Origin of the sequence: Pseudomonas sp. GD03903, from assembly GCF_029840045.1 — a bacterium.
GTDB lineage: Bacteria > Pseudomonadota > Gammaproteobacteria > Pseudomonadales > Pseudomonadaceae > Pseudomonas > Pseudomonas pseudonitroreducens.
Map to the genome: position 1 here is coordinate 103,404 of NZ_JAOCBT010000010.1, position 18,476 is coordinate 121,879.

The window sequence follows — 18,476 nt, forward strand, 5'->3', positions numbered from 1 at the left end:
GCGCTGGGCGGCTAGTCTGGAGAAGGGCTTTGGGAAGGACTGAAAGCCGCGGCCAGCAAGGCCGCGGCGGGTGGATCAGTTACCGGCGACCATCATTTTTTCAATGAGCACGGAGCCGGTGTGCAGGTTGCCGCGGTACTCGACGTCGTTGCCGATGGCGACGATGTTGCGGAACAGGTCACGCAGGTTGGCGGCAATGGTGACTTCCTGTACCGGGAACTGGATTTCACCGTTCTCCACCCAATAGCCACCGGCGCCGCGCGAGTAATCGCCGGTCACCAGGTTGACGCCCTGCCCCATCAGCTCGGTGACCAGCAGGCCACGGCCCATGCGGCGGATCAGGGCGGCCTGGTCCTCGTCGCCATGGCTGACGAACAGGTTGTGCACGCCGCCGGAGTTGGCCGTGCTGGGCATGCCCAGCTTGCGCCCGGAGTAGGTGCCGAGCACATAGGAAACCAGCTCGCCGCCTTCGACGAAGGGTTTGGCATAGGTGGCGAGGCCGTCATTGTCGAACGAGGCACTGCCCAGCGCGCCGCGCAGCAGCGGGCGTTCGTCCAGGGTCAGCCATTCCGGGAACAACCGCTGGCCCAGCGCACCTTCGAGGAAGGATGACTTGCGGTACAGGCTGCCGCCGGAGATGGCACCGAGGAAGTGGCCGAACAGGCCGACCGCGACTTCCGGGGCAAACAGCACCGGCACTTCAGCGGTCGGCACCGGGCGCGCGCCGAGCCGGCTGGCGGCGCGCTCGGCGGCACGGCGACCGATGGATTCGGGAGTCGCCAGCAGCTCACCGCGGCGGTTCACGTCATACCAGTAGTCGCGCTGCATCTGCCCTTCGCCTTCGGCGATCATCACGCAACTCAGGCTGTGGCGGGTACTGGCATAGCCGCCAACGAAGCCATGGCTGTTGCCGTAGACGCGGCAGCCCTGATGGGTGTTCAGCGTGGTGCCGTCGGCCTTGGTGACGCGCTTGTCGGTGGCGAACGCGGCAGCCTCGCAGGCCAGCGCGCGCTCGATGGCCTGGTCGGGAGTGATCGACCAGCCGTGGTAGAGATCCAGGTCCGGCAGGTCCCGTGCCATCAGCGCAGGGTCCGCCAGGCCGGCGCAGTCATCCTCGGAAGCATGCTTGGCAATCGCCAGCGCCGCTGCCACGGTTTCACGAATAGCGTCCGCGCCGGTCGCCGAGGTGCTCGCCGAGCCCTTGCGCTGGCCGACGTAGAGGGTGATACCGAAGCCCTGGTCGCGGTTGAACTCGACGGTCTCGACTTCACCCTGGCGCACCGAGGTCGACAGCCCCTGCTCCACCGACACCGCCACCTCGCAGGCGCTGGCGCCCTGCCGGGAAGCCTCGGCAATGATCCGCTCGACCTGCTCGCGCAGTTCGGGAAGGACCTCCGGGCTCACTGCCGGGTTGTGTTCGCTCATTGCATGCCTCTCCTGTTCATGTTCCGGCCCCGCCATCAGGCGGCGGCAACCGGCGCGGGCCGGACAAGCGGCCCCTGACTCGTTATCATGGCGGCGTTTTCAAAGAGACCCCCGCCATGGCTGAAATTCACGATGACGACTCGTCCTTCGATGAGAAGAGCAAGTCGCAAGTAAAACGCGAAATGCACGCGCTGCAGGAACTCGGCGAGCGCCTGACCACGCTCAAGGCCGACATGCTCGACCGCATGCCGCTCACCGATCCGCTGCGCCGCGCGCTGGAAGAAGCACCCAAGCACAAGGCCAACGCCGCCAAGAAACGCCATCGGCAGTTCATCGGCAAGCTGATGCGCGACCAGGACGTCGAGGCCATCCTCGCCCTGCTGGAACAGGTAGATACCTCGACCCGCCAGTACAACGAACGCTTCCACGCCCTGGAGCGCTGGCGCGACCACCTGATCACCGGCGGTGACGCAGCGCTGTCCGCGTTCTTCGGTGAATACCCGGAAAGCGACCGCCAGCACCTGCTCCAGCTGATCCGCCACGCCCAGCACGAGGCCGCTCACAACAAGCCTCCGGCCGCGGCGCGGAAGATCTTCAAGTACATCCGCGAGCTGGACGAGCTCAAACGCGGTCTGCGCTGAGCAGCCGCGTCCCTCTCTCCAAGCCACACGGGCAACGGCCTCAGGCGCCCGTGCCGCCAACGGTGATCGCGTCGATCTTCAGGGTCGGCTGGCCGACACCGACCGGCACGGACTGGCCGTCCTTGCCGCAGGTGCCCACGCCGCTGTCCAGTGCCAGGTCGTTGCCGACCATGGACACCCGGCTCATCACTTCCGGGCCGTTACCGATCAGGGTCGCGCCCTTCACCGGGCGAGTGATCTTGCCGTTCTCGATCAGGTAGGCCTCGCTGGTGGCGAAGACGAACTTGCCGCTGGTGATATCCACCTGGCCGCCACCGAGGTTCGCGCAGTAGATGCCGCGCTCGACGCTGGCGATGATTTCCTGCGGATCGCTCTGCCCGGCCAGCATGTAGGTGTTGGTCATGCGCGGCATCGGCAGGTGCGCGTAGGACTCGCGGCGGCCGTTGCCGGTGCGCGCCACACCCATCAGGCGGGCATTGAGCTTGTCCTGCATGTAACCCTTGAGGATGCCGTTCTCGATCAGCACGTTGCAGTTGGTCGGCGTGCCTTCGTCGTCCACCGACAGCGAACCGCGGCGACCAGCGATGGTGCCGTCATCGACGATGGTGCACAGGCTGGACGCGACCTTCTCACCGATACGCCCGCTGTAGTTCGAGCTGCCCTTGCGGTTGAAGTCGCCTTCCAGGCCGTGGCCCACGGCTTCGTGCAGCAGCACGCCGGACCAGCCGGCGCCCATCACCACCGGCAGGCTTCCGGCCGGCGCAGGCACCGCTTCCAGGTTGACCAGCGCCTGGCGCAGCGCCTCGCGGGCGTAGCTCATGGCGCGGTCTTCCTGCAGGAAGTACTTGTAATCAGTGCGACCGCCACCGCCATGACCGCCGCGCTCGCGGCGGCCGTTCTGCTCGACGATGACACTGACGTTGAAACGCACCAGCGGGCGGATGTCCGCGGCCAGCGAACCGTCCGCCGCGGCGATCAGCACCTGGTCCCAGACACCGGCGAGGCTGACGGTGACCTGCTGGATGCGCGGATCGAGGGCGCGGGTAGCGGCGTCGATCTTCTGCAGCAGCTCGACCTTCTCCGCGCGGCTCATCACATCCAGCGGGTTTTCGCCGGCATACAGGCGAGTCGGCACCACGGCCTTGAAGGCCTGCACCTTGCCATTCTGCCCGGCTCGGGAGATCGAGCGTGCAGCGCGGGCAGCCTGGATCAGCGCTTCATGGTTGATCGCGTTGCTGTAGGCGAAGCCGGTCTTCTCGCCGGACTGCGCGCGCACGCCCACGCCCTGGTCCATGTGGAAGCTGCCTTCCTTGACGATGCCGTCCTCGAGCATCCAGGACTCGGAAACCTGGCTCTGGAAGTACAGGTCGGCGGCGTCGATGCCGGGACCGCTCAGCTCGTGCAGGATCGGCGACAGTTGGTCGATATCCAGACCACCGGGGGTCAGCAGGTGCTGGCTGACGGATGACAACAGTTCGCTCATATTCACTCCGTACGCGCCGGTCGAGGTTCGACCGGCGGGAAAAATCTTCTGTGCCGGGCAATCGGCATGCGCTGCCGGACCGCCGCCTGTTCCTCGCCATCGAGTTCGGCCAGCAGCACGGCCTCGCCCTTGGCCTGCTCGGCCAGGATACGCCCCCAGGGGTCGACGATGGCCGACTGCCCCCAGGTTTCCCGGCCCTTGGGATGGGTACCGCCCTGCCCGGCCGCCAGCAGATAACACTGGGTTTCGATGGCGCGGGCGCGGATGAGAATTTCCCAGTGCGCTGCGCCAGTCACCGCGGTGAATGCCGAGGGGGCACTGATAAGCTCCGCGCCGGCTTCGCGCAGCGCGGTGTAAAGCTCGGGGAAGCGCAGGTCGTAGCAGACCGTCAGCCCCAGTCGTCCGACCGGCGTATCCGCCACCACCACGCGCTGGCCGAAGGCGTAGTCGTCCGACTCGCGATAGCGACCACGGGCATCAGCAACGTCCACGTCGAACAGGTGCAGCTTGTCGTAGCGCGCCGCCACTTCACCGTGCTCGTCCACCAGCAGCGAGCAGGCATTGGCCTTGGCTCCCGGTTGGTTCTCCGGCGGCAACGGCAGGGTGCCGGCGACTATCCACAACCTGAGGTCGCGGGCGGTGCTTTTCAACCAGGGCAGGATCGGGCCTTCACCAAGGGCTTCGGCGCGACCGATGTCGGCCAGGTCTCGGCGACCCATGGCGGCGAAGTTTTCCGGAAGTACGGCAAGACGCGCGCCGCCGCTGGCAGCTTGCTCCAGCAGGCGACGGGCGGCAGCGAGGTTAGCCAGGACATCGTCCTGGCTGACCATCTGGATGACGGCGATGGACATGCTCAGCTCCGGGATTACCTGGGTTTCATGCTAACCGATGCCCGGGCATTGTGCTTGGCCGCCGGTTCAGTGAGGTTTTTCGAAGGGTTTCTCGAAGCTGATGGTCGGGCTCTGCCATTGTCCCTTCACGCTGTACTGCACGCTGGCAAAGCGCGCGACCTTGTCACCCAGCAGCTTGTCCACCACGAACAGCGCACCGCCGATGGCGGGAGCGCCGACAATCAGCGCGGCGAGTGGCAGGTTGTTGGTCACCGGCAGGGTCACCAGCAGCTTGGCGTCGATCTCGTCGTGGGCCATATCCAGGGTGCCGTTGAGCTCCAGGTTGCTCGACGGTCCATCCAGGCGCAGCGGTTCGCGGGTGAAGTAGACGCCGTCGGTGGCGGTAAGCACGCCCTTGACCCGGTCGTAGCTCAGCCCCTTGCCCAGGAGGTCGGAGAAGTCCAGGCGCAGGCGGCGGTTGATGGCATTGAAGTTGAGCAGGCCGAACACCCGCAGGGCATTGGCGCCGCCCTCCACTTCGACGAACTGGCCCTTGCGCAGGCTGGCGTCCAGGGTACCGCCGAAACGCCGCAGGTTCAGCGCCGCCGGTGACCCCGGCCAGTTGCCGTTGATGTCCACGCTGAAGCGCTCGCTGGTCACGCTGGGTGCGAAGTCCCAGGCCTTGAGCACGTCGCCCAGGTTCTTGCCCTCCAGCTTGCCCTGGAAGGTGCTGCGCGCGCTCGCTTCCAGTCCATCCCAGCGCAGGTTGCCCTTCACCGACAGGCCGCGCAGGTCCAGGTTCACGTTGTTGAAGCCAACACCGGTGGGCGTCGGGCGCAGGTTGAAGCTCCAGGCACCGACCGGCTTGCCGGCCTTGAGGACCTGGCGGATAGACACGTCCATCGGTGGCAGGCTACGCGGATCGACCTTCGCCAGCGGGTCAGGCTGCTCGACCGCCTTCGCGGAATCGATGGCCTCGCCCTTGGGCAGGTCGAGGCGGTCCAGGGCGATCTGGATCGGCTTCACCTTGCTGTCGGGCAAGGTGACCTTGCCGGAGACCAGCGAGCTGACCAGCCCGACCTGCCAGCTGCTGTCGACACGCGCCACATCCAGCGTGAGGTTTTCCAGGGTCTGGCCAAAGCCCTTGAAGCGGCCGATCTGCAGATCAGCGCCGCGCAACAGGCCAGCGGCGCCTTCCACCCCGGTATTGGAGTATTTCTTCGCCACCGCCATCCAGGCGTCGGCGTCGACTTCGTCGATCTTGCCGCGCACCTGTACGCCATTCCAGTTGGGCAGCACGGCCGGGTCGCCACCCAGGCGCAACACGCCACGGCCGGCCAGCGGCTGCTCTGCCGGAGCCGCATAGGCCAGGCTGGCGCGATCGCCGTAGGTTGCCCAGTAGCGGCGCTCGGCGCCCTCGAGGGTCATGCGCCATTCGCTCTCGCGGGTTTCCTGCGCGGCCTTGCCCAGCGGCGCCGGCAGGTCGATGGTAACGCCCTGCAGGTTCGAGGCGACCTGCAACTGGCTGTCCTTGCCGTCGAGCAGCAGGTTGAGCTGGAACGGCACGCGGCCGTCCACCGGCAACTGTTTCTGCACCTTGCCCCAGTCGAGCAGGGTCTTCACCGCCACCTGGCCCCCCACCAGCACCCGCGTGCGCGGAGCGCCATTGCGGCCTTCGGCGCGAATGTTGCCGGTGATACGGCTACCGAGCACCTGAGCGGAGACGTTCTGCCCGCTCAGACCGCTGTCGGTGTCGTAGCGGAACTTGCCCTTCACCTGTTCGAGGTTCAGCTCGGGCTTGGCGATCTTCAGCTGTGCCTTGTCGGTGTCGAAATCGACTATCACCCGCGCCTTGCTCGCCTCGCCTTTGGCCAGGGGAATGTCGAGGTTGAGGTGGCCGTTGAGGTCGCCCTTGCCTTCCCAGCCGGCGAAGGTGTGCGTCGCACCGATCGGCGAGTCCTGGAGAATCTTCAGGCCATCGACGAGGTTGCTGTCGATGTCGCCATTCACGTGCAGATGGGACACTTCGCCCGGATTCGAGTGAGGAATCTCCACCAGCACATCGCGCACCTGGCTGTTGAGGATCTGCCCGCGGGTGGCGTTGATGCTGACCCCGGTGTCCTCGACGCGCACCTCGCCCTCAGCCTTGCTCAGGCCCGGCCAGCCCGGCTGGTAATCGAGCACGCCGTCATGCACCTTGAAGTACAGGGTCATGGCATGGGCTTCCGGCGCCGAGCCCTTCTGCAGCGAACCTTGCCAGAGGAAATAGCCCTGCTCGATGCGCCCGCTCTTGATCGAGCCCTTGAGCCAGGCAGCCAGATCCTTGCTCATCTGCGGGATGACGGTAGGCAGGTATTTACCGGTGTAGCGCGCATCGCCATTGCTCATGCCCACGCGCAGGTCCATGTAGTCTTCCTGCGCCGGATCGCGCATCAGGCGAATCAGGATGTCGCCGGCGATGGTTCCCTCATCGCCCTCCACCTGCATCAGGTGGCTGCCGAGCGTGAAGGCCTCGTCGTTGAGCTGGAAGAACATCCGCGTGCGCGCGGTGCGGTAGTGCCAGGGCTCGGGAAACAGCGTGGCCAGGTGCAGCATGAAGTCCTGGGCGTTGGCGTCCAGCGTGCCGCCGCCGAGGTTGCCGCTGAAGGTGCCGTCGACGTTGGCCACGGCGGGTACGTCGTGGAAGGCGCTGACCCCGACCTTCTCCAGGTTGGTGGCGTAGGCGACGCGCTCGGCGCCCTCGCGCTGCGGCCAGTAATCGAAGTTGACGTTGTGCAGCACGCCGTGTGGTTTCAGGCCATCAAGCCACTCGATGGCCTTGTCCGGCAGGGGGGCCAGCGCGCTGATGGTCGGCCCCAGCGGAGTCAGGTCGAGGCGGTCGGCGCGCAACTGCCAGTGCTCTTCACCCTTCATCCGGCGAGTCAGTTCGAGTTCCACCTCGCCCCAGCGGGTATCACCGAGGTTCGCTGCAAGATCGGCGACGCGCACATCCAGATCGTCGCCATTGCGCTGGAAGAACAGGCTGACGCCCAGGTCGCTCAGGCTCACCGGCTTGCGCTCGCCCAGCGCCGCAGTGATCTGCGGCGCGTTCAGGCGCGCCACGGCGGCGGTCGGTACGCCCTTTTCAATGGTCGCCCACAACTCGCCGCCAGCTTTGGCCTGGGACAGCTTCCAGGCGCCAGTGAGGCGCTCGGGCAGCCACTTGGCCCAGTCGGCCTGCGGCAGGCTCAGGTACAGCTGGGCCGAACTCTTCGCCCAGTCATCACGGTTCAAGCGGGTTTCCAGGCGCGCCGCCACTGGCTCACCACCAGGCAGGCTCAGGCGCGCTTCCAGGCGCTGGCGGCTGCCGCTGCGCAGAGTCATGCCGACATAAGTCAGCGACAGCGGGTTGGCCTGCTGCGGCAGTACCGTCAGTTGGCTATCCATCAGCGACAGGCGCCGGGGAGTCAGCAGCAGATCGATGAGCTTGCGCGGATCGGTATCGCCCCCCCGACTGGGCAGACCGTCGGCATGCCACTTGCCGTCCTCGTCCTCGCGCAGGGTCAGGTGCAGGCCTTCCAGCTCCAGGCTGTCGACGCGCGGCTGGCGCGCCATCACGCTGCCGATGATGTCCGGTGTCAGGCGCACGCGCTCCAGGCGCAGCGAATCATTGCCTTCACCCAACTGGATGTCGCGCACCACGATGATCGGGCTGAAGGCATGCCAATGCCCCTCCAGCGCACCGATGGCTACCGGCAGGCCCAGTTGCTCGCTGGCCTTCTGCGCCAGGTCGTCGCGATACTCCGCCACCAGCGGCACCAGTTGCCGACCGAGGCTGACGTACAGTGCGAGCAGCACCAGCCCCAGCGCCAGAAGGCCGAGGACGATGCGCAGGGAGGTGGCGAACAGGCGCCCGGCGCGTTCCATGTCAGCCGGCTGCCTGTGAAGTGAAGCGAAGAGTCATCGAGCGGCCTCCCAGCCATGCAAGGTCGAACCTGGTCTGACAGTGTGCGTCAGGCAAAGCTCCAAAAAACCCCATTGCACGGCGGCCTCCTGCCGGAATCCCAGGTTGTGCGATCCGCCGCTCAAAGCAGGACCACGTCGTACTGCTCCTGGGAATACATGGCCTCGACCTGGAACTTGATGGGGCGACCGATGAACAGCTCCAGGTCCGCCACGTTACCCGACTCCTCGTCGAGCAGTCGATCCACCACCTTCTGGTTGGCCAGCACCAGGTAGGAGTCGGCCTGATAGGCGCGCGCTTCCCGGAGTATCTCGCGGAAAATCTCGTAGCAGATGGTCTCGGCAGTCTTCAGCATGCCGCGCCCCTGGCAGCTCGGGCAGGGCTCGCAGAGCACCTGCACCAGGCTTTCGCGGGTGCGCTTGCGGGTCATCTGCACCAGGCCCAGCTCGGTTATGCCGATGATGTTGGTCTTGGCATGGTCACGTTCGAGCTGCTTCTCCAGGGTCCGCAGGACCTGGCGGCGGTGCTCCTCGTCTTCCATGTCGATGAAGTCGATGATGATGATCCCGCCCAGGTTGCGCAGGCGCAGCTGGCGGGCGATGGCCGTGGCCGCCTCGAGATTGGTCTTGAAGATGGTCTCTTCGAGGTTGCGGTGGCCGACGAAGGCGCCGGTGTTGACGTCGATGGTGGTCATCGCCTCGGTGGGGTCGATGATCAGGTAGCCACCGGACTTGAGCAGCACCTTGCGCTCCAGCGCCTTCTGTACTTCGTCCTCGACCCCGTAGAGGTCGAAGATCGGCCGCTCGCCCGGGTAGTGTTCCAGGCGGTCGGCGATTTCCGGCATCAGCTCTTCGACGAACTGTGTGATCTTCTGGAAGTTCTCCCGGGAGTCGACGCGGATCTTCTCGATGCGCGGGTTCACCAGGTCGCGCAGGGTGCGCAGGGCCAGGGAAAGGTCTTCGTAGATCATCGTCGGCGCGCCGACGGTCTGGATCTGCGCGTCGATCTGGTCCCAGAGGCGGCGCAGGTAGCGGATATCGGCGAGGATCTCATCCTCGCCGGCGCCTTCGGCGGCGGTGCGCAGGATGAACCCGCCGCGCTCGACGATACCCTCGGCCTCGACGCACTTGGCGACCACCTGCTTGAGGCGCTCGCGCTCGTGTTCGTCCTCGATCTTCAGAGAGATGCCGACATGGCTGGTGCGCGGCATGTAGACCAGGTAGCGGGAGGGAATCGACAGGTGCGTGGTCAGCCGTGCGCCCTTGGTGCCGATGGGATCCTTGGTGACCTGCACCACCAGGCTCTGCCCTTCGTGGACCAGCGCCCCGATGCTCTCCACCGCACTGCCCTCGCGGGTGGAAATCTCCGCGGCGTGGATGAAGGCTGCGCGCTCCAGGCCGACGTCGACGAAGGCCGCCTGCATGCCTGGCAGCACGCGTACGACCTTGCCCTTGTAGATATTGCCGACAATCCCGCGGCGCAGCGTGCGCTCGACGTGGACCTCCTGCAGGACGCCGTTCTCCACCACCGCCACGCGCGATTCCATCGGCGTGATATTGATCAGGATTTCTTCGCTCATGCGCCCTTCCTTATCGCGCCCGGAGTGATGCCAGCGCTACTTCGTGATCAAGACTGCCAGCTGGGGATGGAGAAGTCAGCCAGCAATGCCGAGGTTTCGCACAGGGGCAGGCCGACCACGGCGCTGTAGCTGCCCTCGACGCGACTGACGAAGACCGCGGCGAGCCCCTGGATAGCATAGCCACCTGCCTTGTCCTGCGGCTCGCCGGTTTCCCAGTAGCGCTCGGCTTCCTCGGCGGATACCGCGCGGAAGGTCACACGGCTGCTGACTACGCGCGCTTCGCAGCGATCCCGGTCAGCTACCGCCACGGCGGTCAGTACCTCGTGCTCGCGGCCGGAAAGGGCCTGCAGCATGGCCAGGGCGTCGTCGCGATCGACCGGCTTGCCAAGGATGCGCCCGTCGAGCACCACGGCAGTATCGGCGCCGAGCACGCAGACATCGGCGCGCTGGGCGAGAAAGTTCAGCCCGGCCAGCGCCTTGCTGCGCGCGAGGCGCTCGACATAGGCGTACGCCAACTCGCCGGCCTCCGGCGTTTCATCGATGGATGCGGGCACTATGTGGAATGGCAGGCCGATCTGGGTGAGCAGCTCGCGGCGACGCGGCGAGCTGGAGGCGAGGTACAGCTGGGCCATCAGGGACTCCGAAGCGGGCCTGCGCAACGCGGGCCCGGCGATTCCCCCGCAAGGGGGCGATCAGTTGATGTTCAGGCGCAGCCGCAGGGCCCGCAGCAATGTGTAGACCCAGGGCCAGAGCAAGGCGCTGACCAGTGCCGGCAGGAGGAACACCAGGGTCGGCGGGCGGTTGCCGGTCAGCGCACTGATCCACAGCTGGACCAGTTGGGCGAGACCGAAGACCACCAGCAACACCAGGCATTGCTGCCAGATGGGGAACATGCGCAAGCGCTGGTGCAGCGACAGCACCAGACAGATAATCAGGCTCAGGATCAGGGCGTTCTGCCCCAGCAGGCTGCCGTAGAGCACGTCTTCGGCGACACCCAGCACCCAGGCAGTCAGCATGCCGACCTTGTGCGGCAGGTAGAGCACCCAGTAGGTGAGGAACATCGCCAGCCACAGCGGGCGGCCGATCTCCATGAAGCTGGGCATGGGCGCCACCGACAGCAGCAGCGCCAGGAGCAGGGTGAGCCAGATGGCCCAGCCATTGTTCGAGCCCTGACCCGCCATCAGTGACGGATCCTTGCATCCGGGTGCGATGCCGGGGCACCGGCAGGCGCGGCTGGCGTCGCACCATTGGTAGCGGCCGGATGAGCTGGCTGCGCAGCGGGAGCTGCCGGGGCTGCGGGCTGCGCGCCATCATGCGGCTGGGCGGCCGCAGCGCCGGGTGCAGGCTGCGCCGGCACACCGGCCTCGGCGGCCTTGCGATCGGCCTCGGCCTGAGCTTCGGCGGCATCGGTGGCGCGCTGCTCGGGGGTGCGACTGTCGCTGAACACCAGCAGCACGTAACGGCTGCGGTTCATCTTGGCGGTCGGCACGGCGCGAATGGTGGCGAATGGCCCGCCCGTGTCATGCAGCACTTCCTTCACCACCGCCACCGGGTAGCCTGCCGGGAAGCGCTGGCCCAGGCCGGAGCTGACCAGCAGGTCGCCTTCCTTGATGTCGGCGGTATCGGCGACGTAGCGCAGTTCCAGGCGTTCCGGGTTGCCGGTGCCCACGGCAATGGCGCGCAGGCCATTGCGGTTCACCTGCACCGGAATGCTATGGGTGGTATCGGTCAGCAGCAGCACGCGTGCGGTGTAGGGCATGACCTCGACCACCTGGCCCATCAGGCCGCTGGCGTCGAGCACTGGCTGCCCCTGGAACACGCCATCCTTCTCGCCCTTGTCGATCAGGATGCGCTGGGTGAAGGGGTTCGGGTCGACGCCGATCAACTCGCCGACCAGCACCTTGTCGTCGACCAGGGCGGAGGAATTGAGCAGCTCGCGCAGGCGTACGTTCTGTTCGGTCAGGGTGGCCAGTTTCTGCAGACGGCGCTGCATCAGCAGCTGCTCGGCCTTCAGGCGCTCGTTCTCGGCCAGCAGCTCGCTGCGGCTGGTGAACTGGTCTCGCACACCTTCCCAGGCACGTACGGGGATATCGGCGATGCCATAGAAGGGGCTCAGCACGAGGCCCATCTGGCTGCGTACCGGTTTCAGGTAATCAAAGCGGGCGTCGACCACCATCAAGGCGACCGACAGGACGGCGAGCACCAGCAGGCGCGCGCCCAGCGAGGGCCCTTTGGAGAATATCGGTTTGATGACCGGCTCCTAGCTGTGCGAAGTCGGTTGAAGTTTCACCAGCATGGGCGAAACGTCAACCGACCTTTACAGAGCTTTCCTACCTTATTCGGTGGAAAGCAGGTCCATCGAATGACGGTCCATCATTTCCAGCGCCTTGCCGCCGCCACGAGCCACGCAGGTCAGCGGGTCCTCGGCGACGATTACCGGCAGGCCGGTTTCCTGGGCCAGCAGCTTGTCCAGGTCGCGCAGCAGTGCGCCACCACCGGTCAGCACCAGGCCGCGCTCGGCGATGTCCGAAGCCAGTTCCGGCGGGGACTGTTCCAGGGCGCTCTTGACCGCCTGGACGATGGTCGCCAGGGACTCCTGCAGCGCCTCGAGGACTTCGTTGGAGTTCAGCGTGAAGCTGCGCGGTACGCCCTCGGCCAGGTTGCGGCCACGAACGTCCACCTCGCGGACTTCGCCGCCCGGGAAGGCGGTGCCGATTTCCTGCTTGATGCGCTCGGCGGTGGATTCGCCGATCAGGCTGCCGTAGTTGCGGCGCACGTAGGTAACGATGGCTTCGTCGAAGCGGTCGCCGCCGACGCGGACGGATTCGGCGTAGACCACGCCATTGAGGGAGATCAGGGCGATCTCGGTGGTGCCGCCGCCGATATCGACGACCATGGAACCACGAGCCTCTTCCACCGGCAGGCCGGCGCCGATGGCCGCGGCCATCGGTTCTTCGATCAGGTACACCTCGCGGGCGCCAGCGCCCAGGGCCGACTCACGAATGGCGCGGCGTTCCACCTGGGTGGACTTGCACGGCACGCAGATCAGCACGCGAGGGCTGGGCTGCAGGAAGCTGTTCTCGTGAACCTTGTTGATGAAGTACTGCAGCATCTTCTCGCAGACGCTGAAGTCGGCGATCACGCCGTCCTTCATCGGACGAATGGCGGCAATGTTGCCCGGAGTACGACCGAGCATGCGTTTGGCTTCGGTACCAACGGCGACCACGCTTTTCTGGCTGCCATGGCTACGGATGGCGACCACGGACGGTTCGTTCAGGACGATGCCGCGTTCGCGCACATAAATAAGGGTATTGGCAGTGCCCAGGTCGATCGACAGATCACTGGAGAACATGCCACGCAGTTTTTTGAACATTGGAAAGAAACCCATTGGTGGCGCGTGGGTGAAAAGTGCGCGGGTAAAAAAGTGCGGCAAACTCTAACAATGACGGGGGTTTTGGGCAAGGCGGCAATTTATGCTAGATTCCTCGTTTTTCGGGCCTGCAGGCCCTTCCCAGCGGCCTTCGACCGTCTGCCGCGGGTTCTGTTCCCCGCCCCCTCATTCCTTCCGGCCAGGTCCAGTTCGAACCGGGCCGCTCTAGCTGGAGATCCCGATGGCGCTTGAACGCTCCGACGTGGAAAAGATCGCCCACCTCGCCCGCCTGGGCCTGGAGGAAGCCGACATTTCGCGTACCACCGACACCCTGAACAATATCCTCGGCCTGATCGACGCCATGCAGGCAGTCGACACCGACGGCGTGGAGCCCCTGGCCCACCCGCTGGAAGCCACGCAGCGCCTGCGTGCCGACGCAGTCACCGAGGAGAACCGCCGCGAAGCCTACCAGGCCATCGCGCCGGCCGTGGAAGACGGCCTCTACCTCGTCCCGAAAGTCATCGAGTAAGCGAGAAGGACACGGACATATGCTGCATCAATTGACCCTCGCCGAAGTCGCCCGCGGACTCGCCGACAAGCAATTCTCCGCCCAGGAACTGGCCACTGCCCTGCTCGCGCGCATCCAGCAGCTCGACCCGCAGCTGAACAGTTTCATCACCGTCACCGAAGAAAGCGCCCTGGCCCAGGCCAAGGCCGCCGACGAGCGGCGCGCCAAAGGTGAGAACAGTGCCCTGCTCGGCGCGCCGATCGCCCACAAGGACCTGTTCTGCACCCAGGGCGTGCGCACCAGCTGCGGCTCGAAGATCCTCGACGCCTTCGTCTCGCCGTACGACGCCACCGTCGTCGAGCGCCTGGCCGACGCCGGCGCCGTGAGCCTGGGCAAGCTGAACATGGACGAGTTCGCCATGGGCTCGGCCAACGAATCCAGCCACTACGGCGCGGTGAAGAACCCCTGGGACACCACCCGTGTACCGGGCGGCTCTTCCGGCGGTTCCGCCGCCGCCGTGGCCGCACGCCTGATTCCGGCCGCCACCGGCACCGACACCGGCGGTTCGATCCGCCAGCCGGCCGCGCTGACCAACCTCACCGGCATCAAGCCGACCTACGGCCGCGTCTCGCGCTGGGGCATGATTGCCTACGCCTCCAGCCTCGATCAGGGCGGCCCGCTGGCCCGCACCGCCGAGGACTGCGCACTGATGCTCGGCGCCATGGCCGGCTTCGATCCGAAGGACTCCACCTGCGTCGACCAGCCGGTCGATGACTACCTGGCTGCCCTGGCCAAGCCGCTGACCGGCCTGCGCATCGGCCTGCCAAAAGAGTACTTTGGCGCCGGCCTCGACAGCCGCATCGCCGACGCGGTGATGAAGGTAGTCGAGCAGCTCAAGCAGCTCGGCGCAGTGGTCAAGGAGATTTCCCTGCCGAACATGCAGCACGCGATCCCTGCCTATTATGTGATCGCGCCCGCAGAAGCCAGCTCCAACCTGTCGCGCTTCGACGGCGTGCGCTACGGCTACCGCTGCGAGGACCCGAAGGACCTGCAGGACCTGTACAAGCGCTCTCGCGCCGAAGGCTTCGGCGCTGAAGTGAAGAACCGCATCATGGTCGGCACCTACGCGCTTTCCGCTGGTTACTACGACGCGTATTACCTGAAAGCTCAGAAAATTCGCCGCCTGATCAAGAACGATTTCACCAGCGCCTTCGCCGAAGTCGACGTCATCCTCGGCCCGACCACGCCCAACCCGGCCTGGAAACTGGGCGAGAAGAACAACGACCCGGTCGCCCAGTACCTGGAAGACATCTACACCATCACCGCCAACCTCGCTGGCATTCCGGGCCTGTCCATGCCCGCCGGCTTCGTCGACGGCCTGCCGGTGGGTGTCCAACTGCTCGCGCCGTACTTCCAGGAAGGCCGCCTGCTCAACGTCGCGCACCAGTACCAACTGGCGACCGACTGGCACAAACAAGCACCGGCTGGATTCTGAGGACGACACACATGCAATGGGAAACCGTGATCGGGCTGGAAATCCACGCACAGCTCTCCACCCAATCGAAGATCTTCTCCGGTAGCGCCACCACCTTCGGCGCCGCCCCGAACACCCAGGCCAGCCTGATCGACCTGGCGATGCCCGGCACCCTGCCGGTGCTGAACCAGGAGGCCGTGCGCATGGCCTGTCAGTTCGGCCTGGCGATCAACGCCGAGATCGCCGAACGCAACGTCTTCGCCCGGAAGAACTACTTCTACCCGGACCTGCCCAAGGGCTACCAGACCAGCCAGATGGATCATCCCATCGTCGGCAAGGGCCACCTGGACATCACCCTGGAAGACGGCACCGTCAAGCGCGTCGGCATCACCCGCGCACACCTGGAAGAGGACGCCGGCAAGAGCCTGCACGAAGACTTCCACGGCATGAGCGGCATCGACCTGAACCGCGCCGGTACGCCGCTGCTGGAGATCGTCTCCGAGCCGGACATCCGCAGTGCCAAGGAGGCCGTGGCTTACGTCAAGGCGATCCACGCGCTGGTGCGCTACCTGGGCATCTGCGACGGCAACATGGCCGAAGGCTCGCTGCGTTGCGACTGCAACGTCTCGGTACGGCCGAAGGGCCAGGCCGAGTTCGGCACCCGTGCCGAGATCAAGAACGTGAACTCCTTCCGCTTCATCGAGAAGGCGATCAACCACGAAGTGCAGCGCCAGATCGAGCTGATCGAGGACGGCGGCAAGGTCGTGCAGGAAACCCGCCTGTACGACCCGAACAAGGACGAAACGCGCTCCATGCGCAGCAAGGAAGAAGCCAACGACTACCGTTACTTCCCCTGCCCGGACCTGCTGCCGGTAGTGATCGAGCGCGCCTTCCTCGACGACCTGCGCGGCCAGTTGCCTGAATTGCCGGACCAGAAGCGCGAGCGTTTCGAAAGCCAGTACGGCCTGTCCGCCTATGACGCCAGCGTGCTGTCCGCCAGCCGCGAGATGGCCGACTACTTCGAACAGGTCCAGACCATCTGCGGCGACGCCAAGCTGGCCGCCAACTGGGTGATGGGCGAACTCTCCAGCCTGCTCAACAAGGACGGCCTGGAGATCGAGCAGTCGCCGGTTTCCGCCGAGCACCTGGGCCAGATGATCCTGCGCCTGAAGGACGGCACCATCAACGGCAAGGCCGCGAAGACCGTATTCGCCGCCATGGCCGAGGGCGAAGGCTCGCCGGACGAGATCATCAAGGCCAAGGACCTGGTGCAGAACACCGACAGCGGTGCCGTCGAGAAGCTGCTGGACGATGTGCTGGCGGCCAACGCCGAGCAGGTCGAACAGTACCGCGCCAGCGACGAAGCCAAGCGCGGCAAGATGTTCGGCTTCTTCGTCGGCCAGGCCATGAAAGCGGCCAAGGGCAAGGCCAACCCGGCGCAAGTGAACGAACTGCTGAAGAAGAAGCTCGAAGCCTGAGCCCACACTTCAACGACGCCGGGCTTGCCCGGCGTTTTTTCGTCCGGAGGTTCGATGCTGCGACCCATGGCCCTCGTCGGCTGCCTGGCCCTGCTGGCCGGCTGTAGCACCACGACTTATGACAGCGACGCGGAAGTCTCCGGCCGCGGCTACCGCGCCGAAGGCACCGCGTCCTATTACGGCAAGGCCCACCATGGCAAGCGCACCGCCAGTGGCGAACGCTTCAACCAGAACGCCCTGACCGCCGCACACCGCACCCTCGCCTTCGGTACGCGGGTGAAAGTCACCAACCTCGACAACGGCCGCAGCGTCGTGGTGCGCATCAACGACCGCGGGCCATTCGGCCGCGGGCGCATCATCGATGTGTCGAAAGCGGCCGCCGAGCAACTCAACATGCTGCGCTCCGGCACCGCCCGGGTGCGCCTGGAAGGTCTCTGAAGGAGTCAGAAGTGAGCAACGACAAGCGCAAGGCCGGCGAGCAGGTTCGCCGCGAAGTGATGGGTGACGTCTTCGTCGACCGCGCCCTGGGCAATGCCACCGAGTTCACCCAGCCGCTGCAGGACTTCGTCAACGAGCACGCCTGGGGCGGCGTCTGGAACCGCGAAGGCCTGCCGCGCAAGACCCGCAGCCTGATCACCCTGGCCGCGCTGACCGCGCTGAAATGCCCACAGGAACTCAAAGGCCACGTGCGTGGCGCGTTGAACAACGGTTGCACGGTGGAAGAGATTCGCGAAGCGCTGCTGCATTGCGCGGTGTATGCCGGCGTACCGGCAGCCATTGACGCCTTCCGCGCGGCGCAGGAAGTGATCGACGCCTGGCAGGCAGACCAGAAGGCCTGACTCGACCTCTAGGTAGGAGCGGACTTCGTCCGCGTTAGGTACGCATCGCGCCGGATGCCATCGCGGACAAAGTCCGCTCCTACGAGGTATTCAGCTTCCGTTACGGATAACTGAACCGCTTCACCAGGGTCAGCTCGCCCGGCTGGCGCATCGGGATCAGGAAGGACTCCTGCTTCTCGTTCACCGTGCCCTCCTCCGTGACAATGGTCACCTGCGCCGTGGTCAGCGGCTTGGCCGCATTCACGTCGCCGGAGCTCTCGTCCGAGCTCCAGCCACCACCGTAGTAGTTCACGTAGACCAGATATTGCCCCTTGAGCGGCGTCGGGCTGGCGATGATTTCCGGGCCGTAGCCGGTGGTCACGTCGACGTCCTGGGCCGCGCCGTTGGGCAGCGAGCGGTTGCCGTACCAGACATGCCCGCCATCGGGCGTCACCAGGTGCAGGTCGAGGTCGGTGTTGTCCGAGTCCCAGGACAGCAAGACCCGCAGCTTGGCCGCCACTTCACCGCCGCCACCACCGTGGTAGAACTGCACGCGCTTGTGCTGCTGGCCGTTCGGGCTGATCACCTCGACGCTGTTGGAACCTGCCGGAAAGGCGAATGGACGGTCGAAGCGGCCGTCGCCTTCGACCCGCATCGGCATCGCCACGCCATTGACCACCAGGCGCGCCGGCTCCTTGCTGTCCTTGGGCAGGCCACGGATTTCACCGCGGATGCGTGCAGTGTCGGACTGGTCGTCCCGCGAGTTCACCGACGCCGCCGGGTAGTTCACCGTCTGGCGGAAGTCGGCCTTGTCGCCGTCTCCCGCGCGCCAGCCGCCCAGCGGGGTATCCAGGCTGATCGGCGATTCGGCGGCCTGCGCGCCCAGCGCAATCAGGCTGGCGAGCAGGGACAGGCGGAGCACGTGGG

The 18,476-nt window shown here is 65.9% G+C and carries 16 protein-coding genes; 6 read left to right on the top strand and 10 right to left on the bottom strand.

Annotated elements, in window-relative coordinates:
* Positions 1-75: 75 nt before the first annotated feature.
* Entirely contained in the window at positions 76-1,425 is a 1,350-nt protein-coding gene (gene pmbA / locus N5C91_RS17745) for a metalloprotease PmbA (protein ID WP_054906628.1), read from the bottom strand.
* 116 nt (positions 1,426-1,541) lie between these two features.
* On the opposite strand from pmbA, the gene yjgA reads away from it, so the two are divergent.
* The gene (yjgA, locus tag N5C91_RS17750; RefSeq protein ID WP_024766553.1) at positions 1,542-2,066 is read left to right on the top strand and encodes a ribosome biogenesis factor YjgA; all 525 of its coding nucleotides are present in this window, start codon (positions 1,542-1,544) and stop codon (positions 2,064-2,066) included.
* Positions 2,067-2,106: 40 nt separating this feature from the next.
* On the opposite strand, the gene tldD is transcribed toward yjgA, so the two are convergent.
* The 8 genes from tldD to mreB form a co-directional block, all read right to left on the bottom strand.
* Positions 2,107-3,549 carry a metalloprotease TldD gene (gene tldD, locus N5C91_RS17755; RefSeq protein WP_236174402.1) on the bottom strand — a complete coding sequence of 481 codons (1,443 nt, stop codon included), beginning with the start codon at positions 3,547-3,549 and terminating at the stop codon, positions 2,107-2,109.
* Between the two features lie 2 nt (positions 3,550-3,551).
* The gene (locus tag N5C91_RS17760) at positions 3,552-4,400 is read right to left on the bottom strand and encodes a carbon-nitrogen hydrolase family protein (protein WP_279830906.1); all 849 of its coding nucleotides are present in this window, start codon (positions 4,398-4,400) and stop codon (positions 3,552-3,554) included.
* 66 nt (positions 4,401-4,466) lie between these two features.
* Positions 4,467-8,285, bottom strand: a complete 3,819-nt coding sequence (locus N5C91_RS17765; protein WP_279830908.1) for a YhdP family protein — start codon at positions 8,283-8,285, stop codon at positions 4,467-4,469.
* 158 nt (positions 8,286-8,443) lie between these two features.
* Positions 8,444-9,901, bottom strand: coding sequence for a ribonuclease G (gene rng / locus N5C91_RS17770; protein WP_236174399.1), 1,458 nt, complete (start codon positions 9,899-9,901; stop codon positions 8,444-8,446).
* A 47-nt stretch (positions 9,902-9,948) separates the two neighbouring features.
* Positions 9,949-10,533, bottom strand: a complete 585-nt coding sequence (locus N5C91_RS17775; protein WP_279830911.1) for a Maf family protein — start codon at positions 10,531-10,533, stop codon at positions 9,949-9,951.
* A 60-nt stretch (positions 10,534-10,593) separates the two neighbouring features.
* Complete coding sequence (mreD, locus tag N5C91_RS17780) at positions 10,594-11,082, bottom strand: rod shape-determining protein MreD (RefSeq protein ID WP_024766558.1); 489 nt, start codon at positions 11,080-11,082, stop codon at positions 10,594-10,596.
* Entirely contained in the window at positions 11,082-12,143 is a 1,062-nt protein-coding gene (mreC, locus tag N5C91_RS17785; protein WP_279831045.1) for a rod shape-determining protein MreC, read from the bottom strand. The genes mreD and mreC overlap by 1 nt, the downstream gene beginning before the upstream one ends.
* 93 nt (positions 12,144-12,236) lie before the next feature.
* On the bottom strand, positions 12,237-13,274 hold the full coding sequence (mreB, locus tag N5C91_RS17790; RefSeq protein ID WP_017518164.1) for a rod shape-determining protein MreB: 1,038 nt from the start codon (positions 13,272-13,274) through the stop codon (positions 12,237-12,239).
* Positions 13,275-13,512: 238 nt separating this feature from the next.
* Here mreB and gatC point away from each other — a divergent pair, with 238 nt between their 5' ends.
* Genes gatC through N5C91_RS17815 form a run of 5 tightly spaced genes read left to right on the top strand, consistent with a single transcriptional unit; the run spans position 13,513 to position 17,570 of the window.
* On the top strand, positions 13,513-13,800 hold the full coding sequence (gene gatC, locus N5C91_RS17795) for an Asp-tRNA(Asn)/Glu-tRNA(Gln) amidotransferase subunit GatC (RefSeq protein WP_015475813.1): 288 nt from the start codon (positions 13,513-13,515) through the stop codon (positions 13,798-13,800).
* Between the two features lie 19 nt (positions 13,801-13,819).
* On the top strand, positions 13,820-15,274 hold the full coding sequence (gene gatA / locus N5C91_RS17800; RefSeq protein WP_279830914.1) for an Asp-tRNA(Asn)/Glu-tRNA(Gln) amidotransferase subunit GatA: 1,455 nt from the start codon (positions 13,820-13,822) through the stop codon (positions 15,272-15,274).
* An 11-nt stretch (positions 15,275-15,285) separates the two neighbouring features.
* Positions 15,286-16,731 (top strand): Asp-tRNA(Asn)/Glu-tRNA(Gln) amidotransferase subunit GatB, encoded by a 1,446-nt coding sequence (gene gatB / locus N5C91_RS17805; RefSeq protein WP_236200831.1) that lies wholly within the window; start codon positions 15,286-15,288, stop codon positions 16,729-16,731.
* A 54-nt stretch (positions 16,732-16,785) separates the two neighbouring features.
* On the top strand, positions 16,786-17,169 hold the full coding sequence (locus N5C91_RS17810) for a septal ring lytic transglycosylase RlpA family protein (protein WP_279830917.1): 384 nt from the start codon (positions 16,786-16,788) through the stop codon (positions 17,167-17,169).
* 59 nt (positions 17,170-17,228) lie between these two features.
* Positions 17,229-17,570 (top strand): carboxymuconolactone decarboxylase family protein, encoded by a 342-nt coding sequence (locus N5C91_RS17815; protein ID WP_054906694.1) that lies wholly within the window; start codon positions 17,229-17,231, stop codon positions 17,568-17,570.
* A 100-nt stretch (positions 17,571-17,670) separates the two neighbouring features.
* Here N5C91_RS17815 and N5C91_RS17820 read toward each other — a convergent pair whose 3' ends face one another.
* The gene (locus N5C91_RS17820; protein ID WP_279831047.1) at positions 17,671-18,471 is read right to left on the bottom strand and encodes a DUF2135 domain-containing protein; all 801 of its coding nucleotides are present in this window, start codon (positions 18,469-18,471) and stop codon (positions 17,671-17,673) included.
* Positions 18,472-18,476: the final 5 nt, after the last annotated feature.

What these genes read in the sequence shown, in the direction of transcription:
- mreD (WP_024766558.1), bottom strand. Translation starts at nt 11,082, where the DNA reads ATGGCGGGTCAGGGCTCGAACAATGGCTGGGCCATCTGGCTCACCCTG.
- rng (WP_236174399.1), bottom strand. Translation starts at nt 9,901, where the DNA reads ATGAGCGAAGAAATCCTGATCAATATCACGCCGATGGAATCGCGCGTG.
- gatA (WP_279830914.1), top strand. Translation starts at nt 13,820, where the DNA reads ATGCTGCATCAATTGACCCTCGCCGAAGTCGCCCGCGGACTCGCCGAC.
- N5C91_RS17815 (WP_054906694.1), top strand. Translation starts at nt 17,229, where the DNA reads ATGGGTGACGTCTTCGTCGACCGCGCCCTGGGCAATGCCACCGAGTTC.
- yjgA (WP_024766553.1), top strand. Translation starts at nt 1,542, where the DNA reads ATGGCTGAAATTCACGATGACGACTCGTCCTTCGATGAGAAGAGCAAG.
- gatB (WP_236200831.1), top strand. Translation starts at nt 15,286, where the DNA reads ATGCAATGGGAAACCGTGATCGGGCTGGAAATCCACGCACAGCTCTCC.
- pmbA (WP_054906628.1), bottom strand. Translation starts at nt 1,425, where the DNA reads ATGAGCGAACACAACCCGGCAGTGAGCCCGGAGGTCCTTCCCGAACTG.
- N5C91_RS17810 (WP_279830917.1), top strand. Translation starts at nt 16,786, where the DNA reads ATGCTGCGACCCATGGCCCTCGTCGGCTGCCTGGCCCTGCTGGCCGGC.
- N5C91_RS17765 (WP_279830908.1), bottom strand. Translation starts at nt 8,285, where the DNA reads ATGGAACGCGCCGGGCGCCTGTTCGCCACCTCCCTGCGCATCGTCCTC.
- gatC (WP_015475813.1), top strand. Translation starts at nt 13,513, where the DNA reads ATGGCGCTTGAACGCTCCGACGTGGAAAAGATCGCCCACCTCGCCCGC.
- N5C91_RS17760 (WP_279830906.1), bottom strand. Translation starts at nt 4,400, where the DNA reads ATGTCCATCGCCGTCATCCAGATGGTCAGCCAGGACGATGTCCTGGCT.
- N5C91_RS17775 (WP_279830911.1), bottom strand. Translation starts at nt 10,533, where the DNA reads ATGGCCCAGCTGTACCTCGCCTCCAGCTCGCCGCGTCGCCGCGAGCTG.
- tldD (WP_236174402.1), bottom strand. Translation starts at nt 3,549, where the DNA reads ATGAGCGAACTGTTGTCATCCGTCAGCCAGCACCTGCTGACCCCCGGT.
- mreB (WP_017518164.1), bottom strand. Translation starts at nt 13,274, where the DNA reads ATGTTCAAAAAACTGCGTGGCATGTTCTCCAGTGATCTGTCGATCGAC.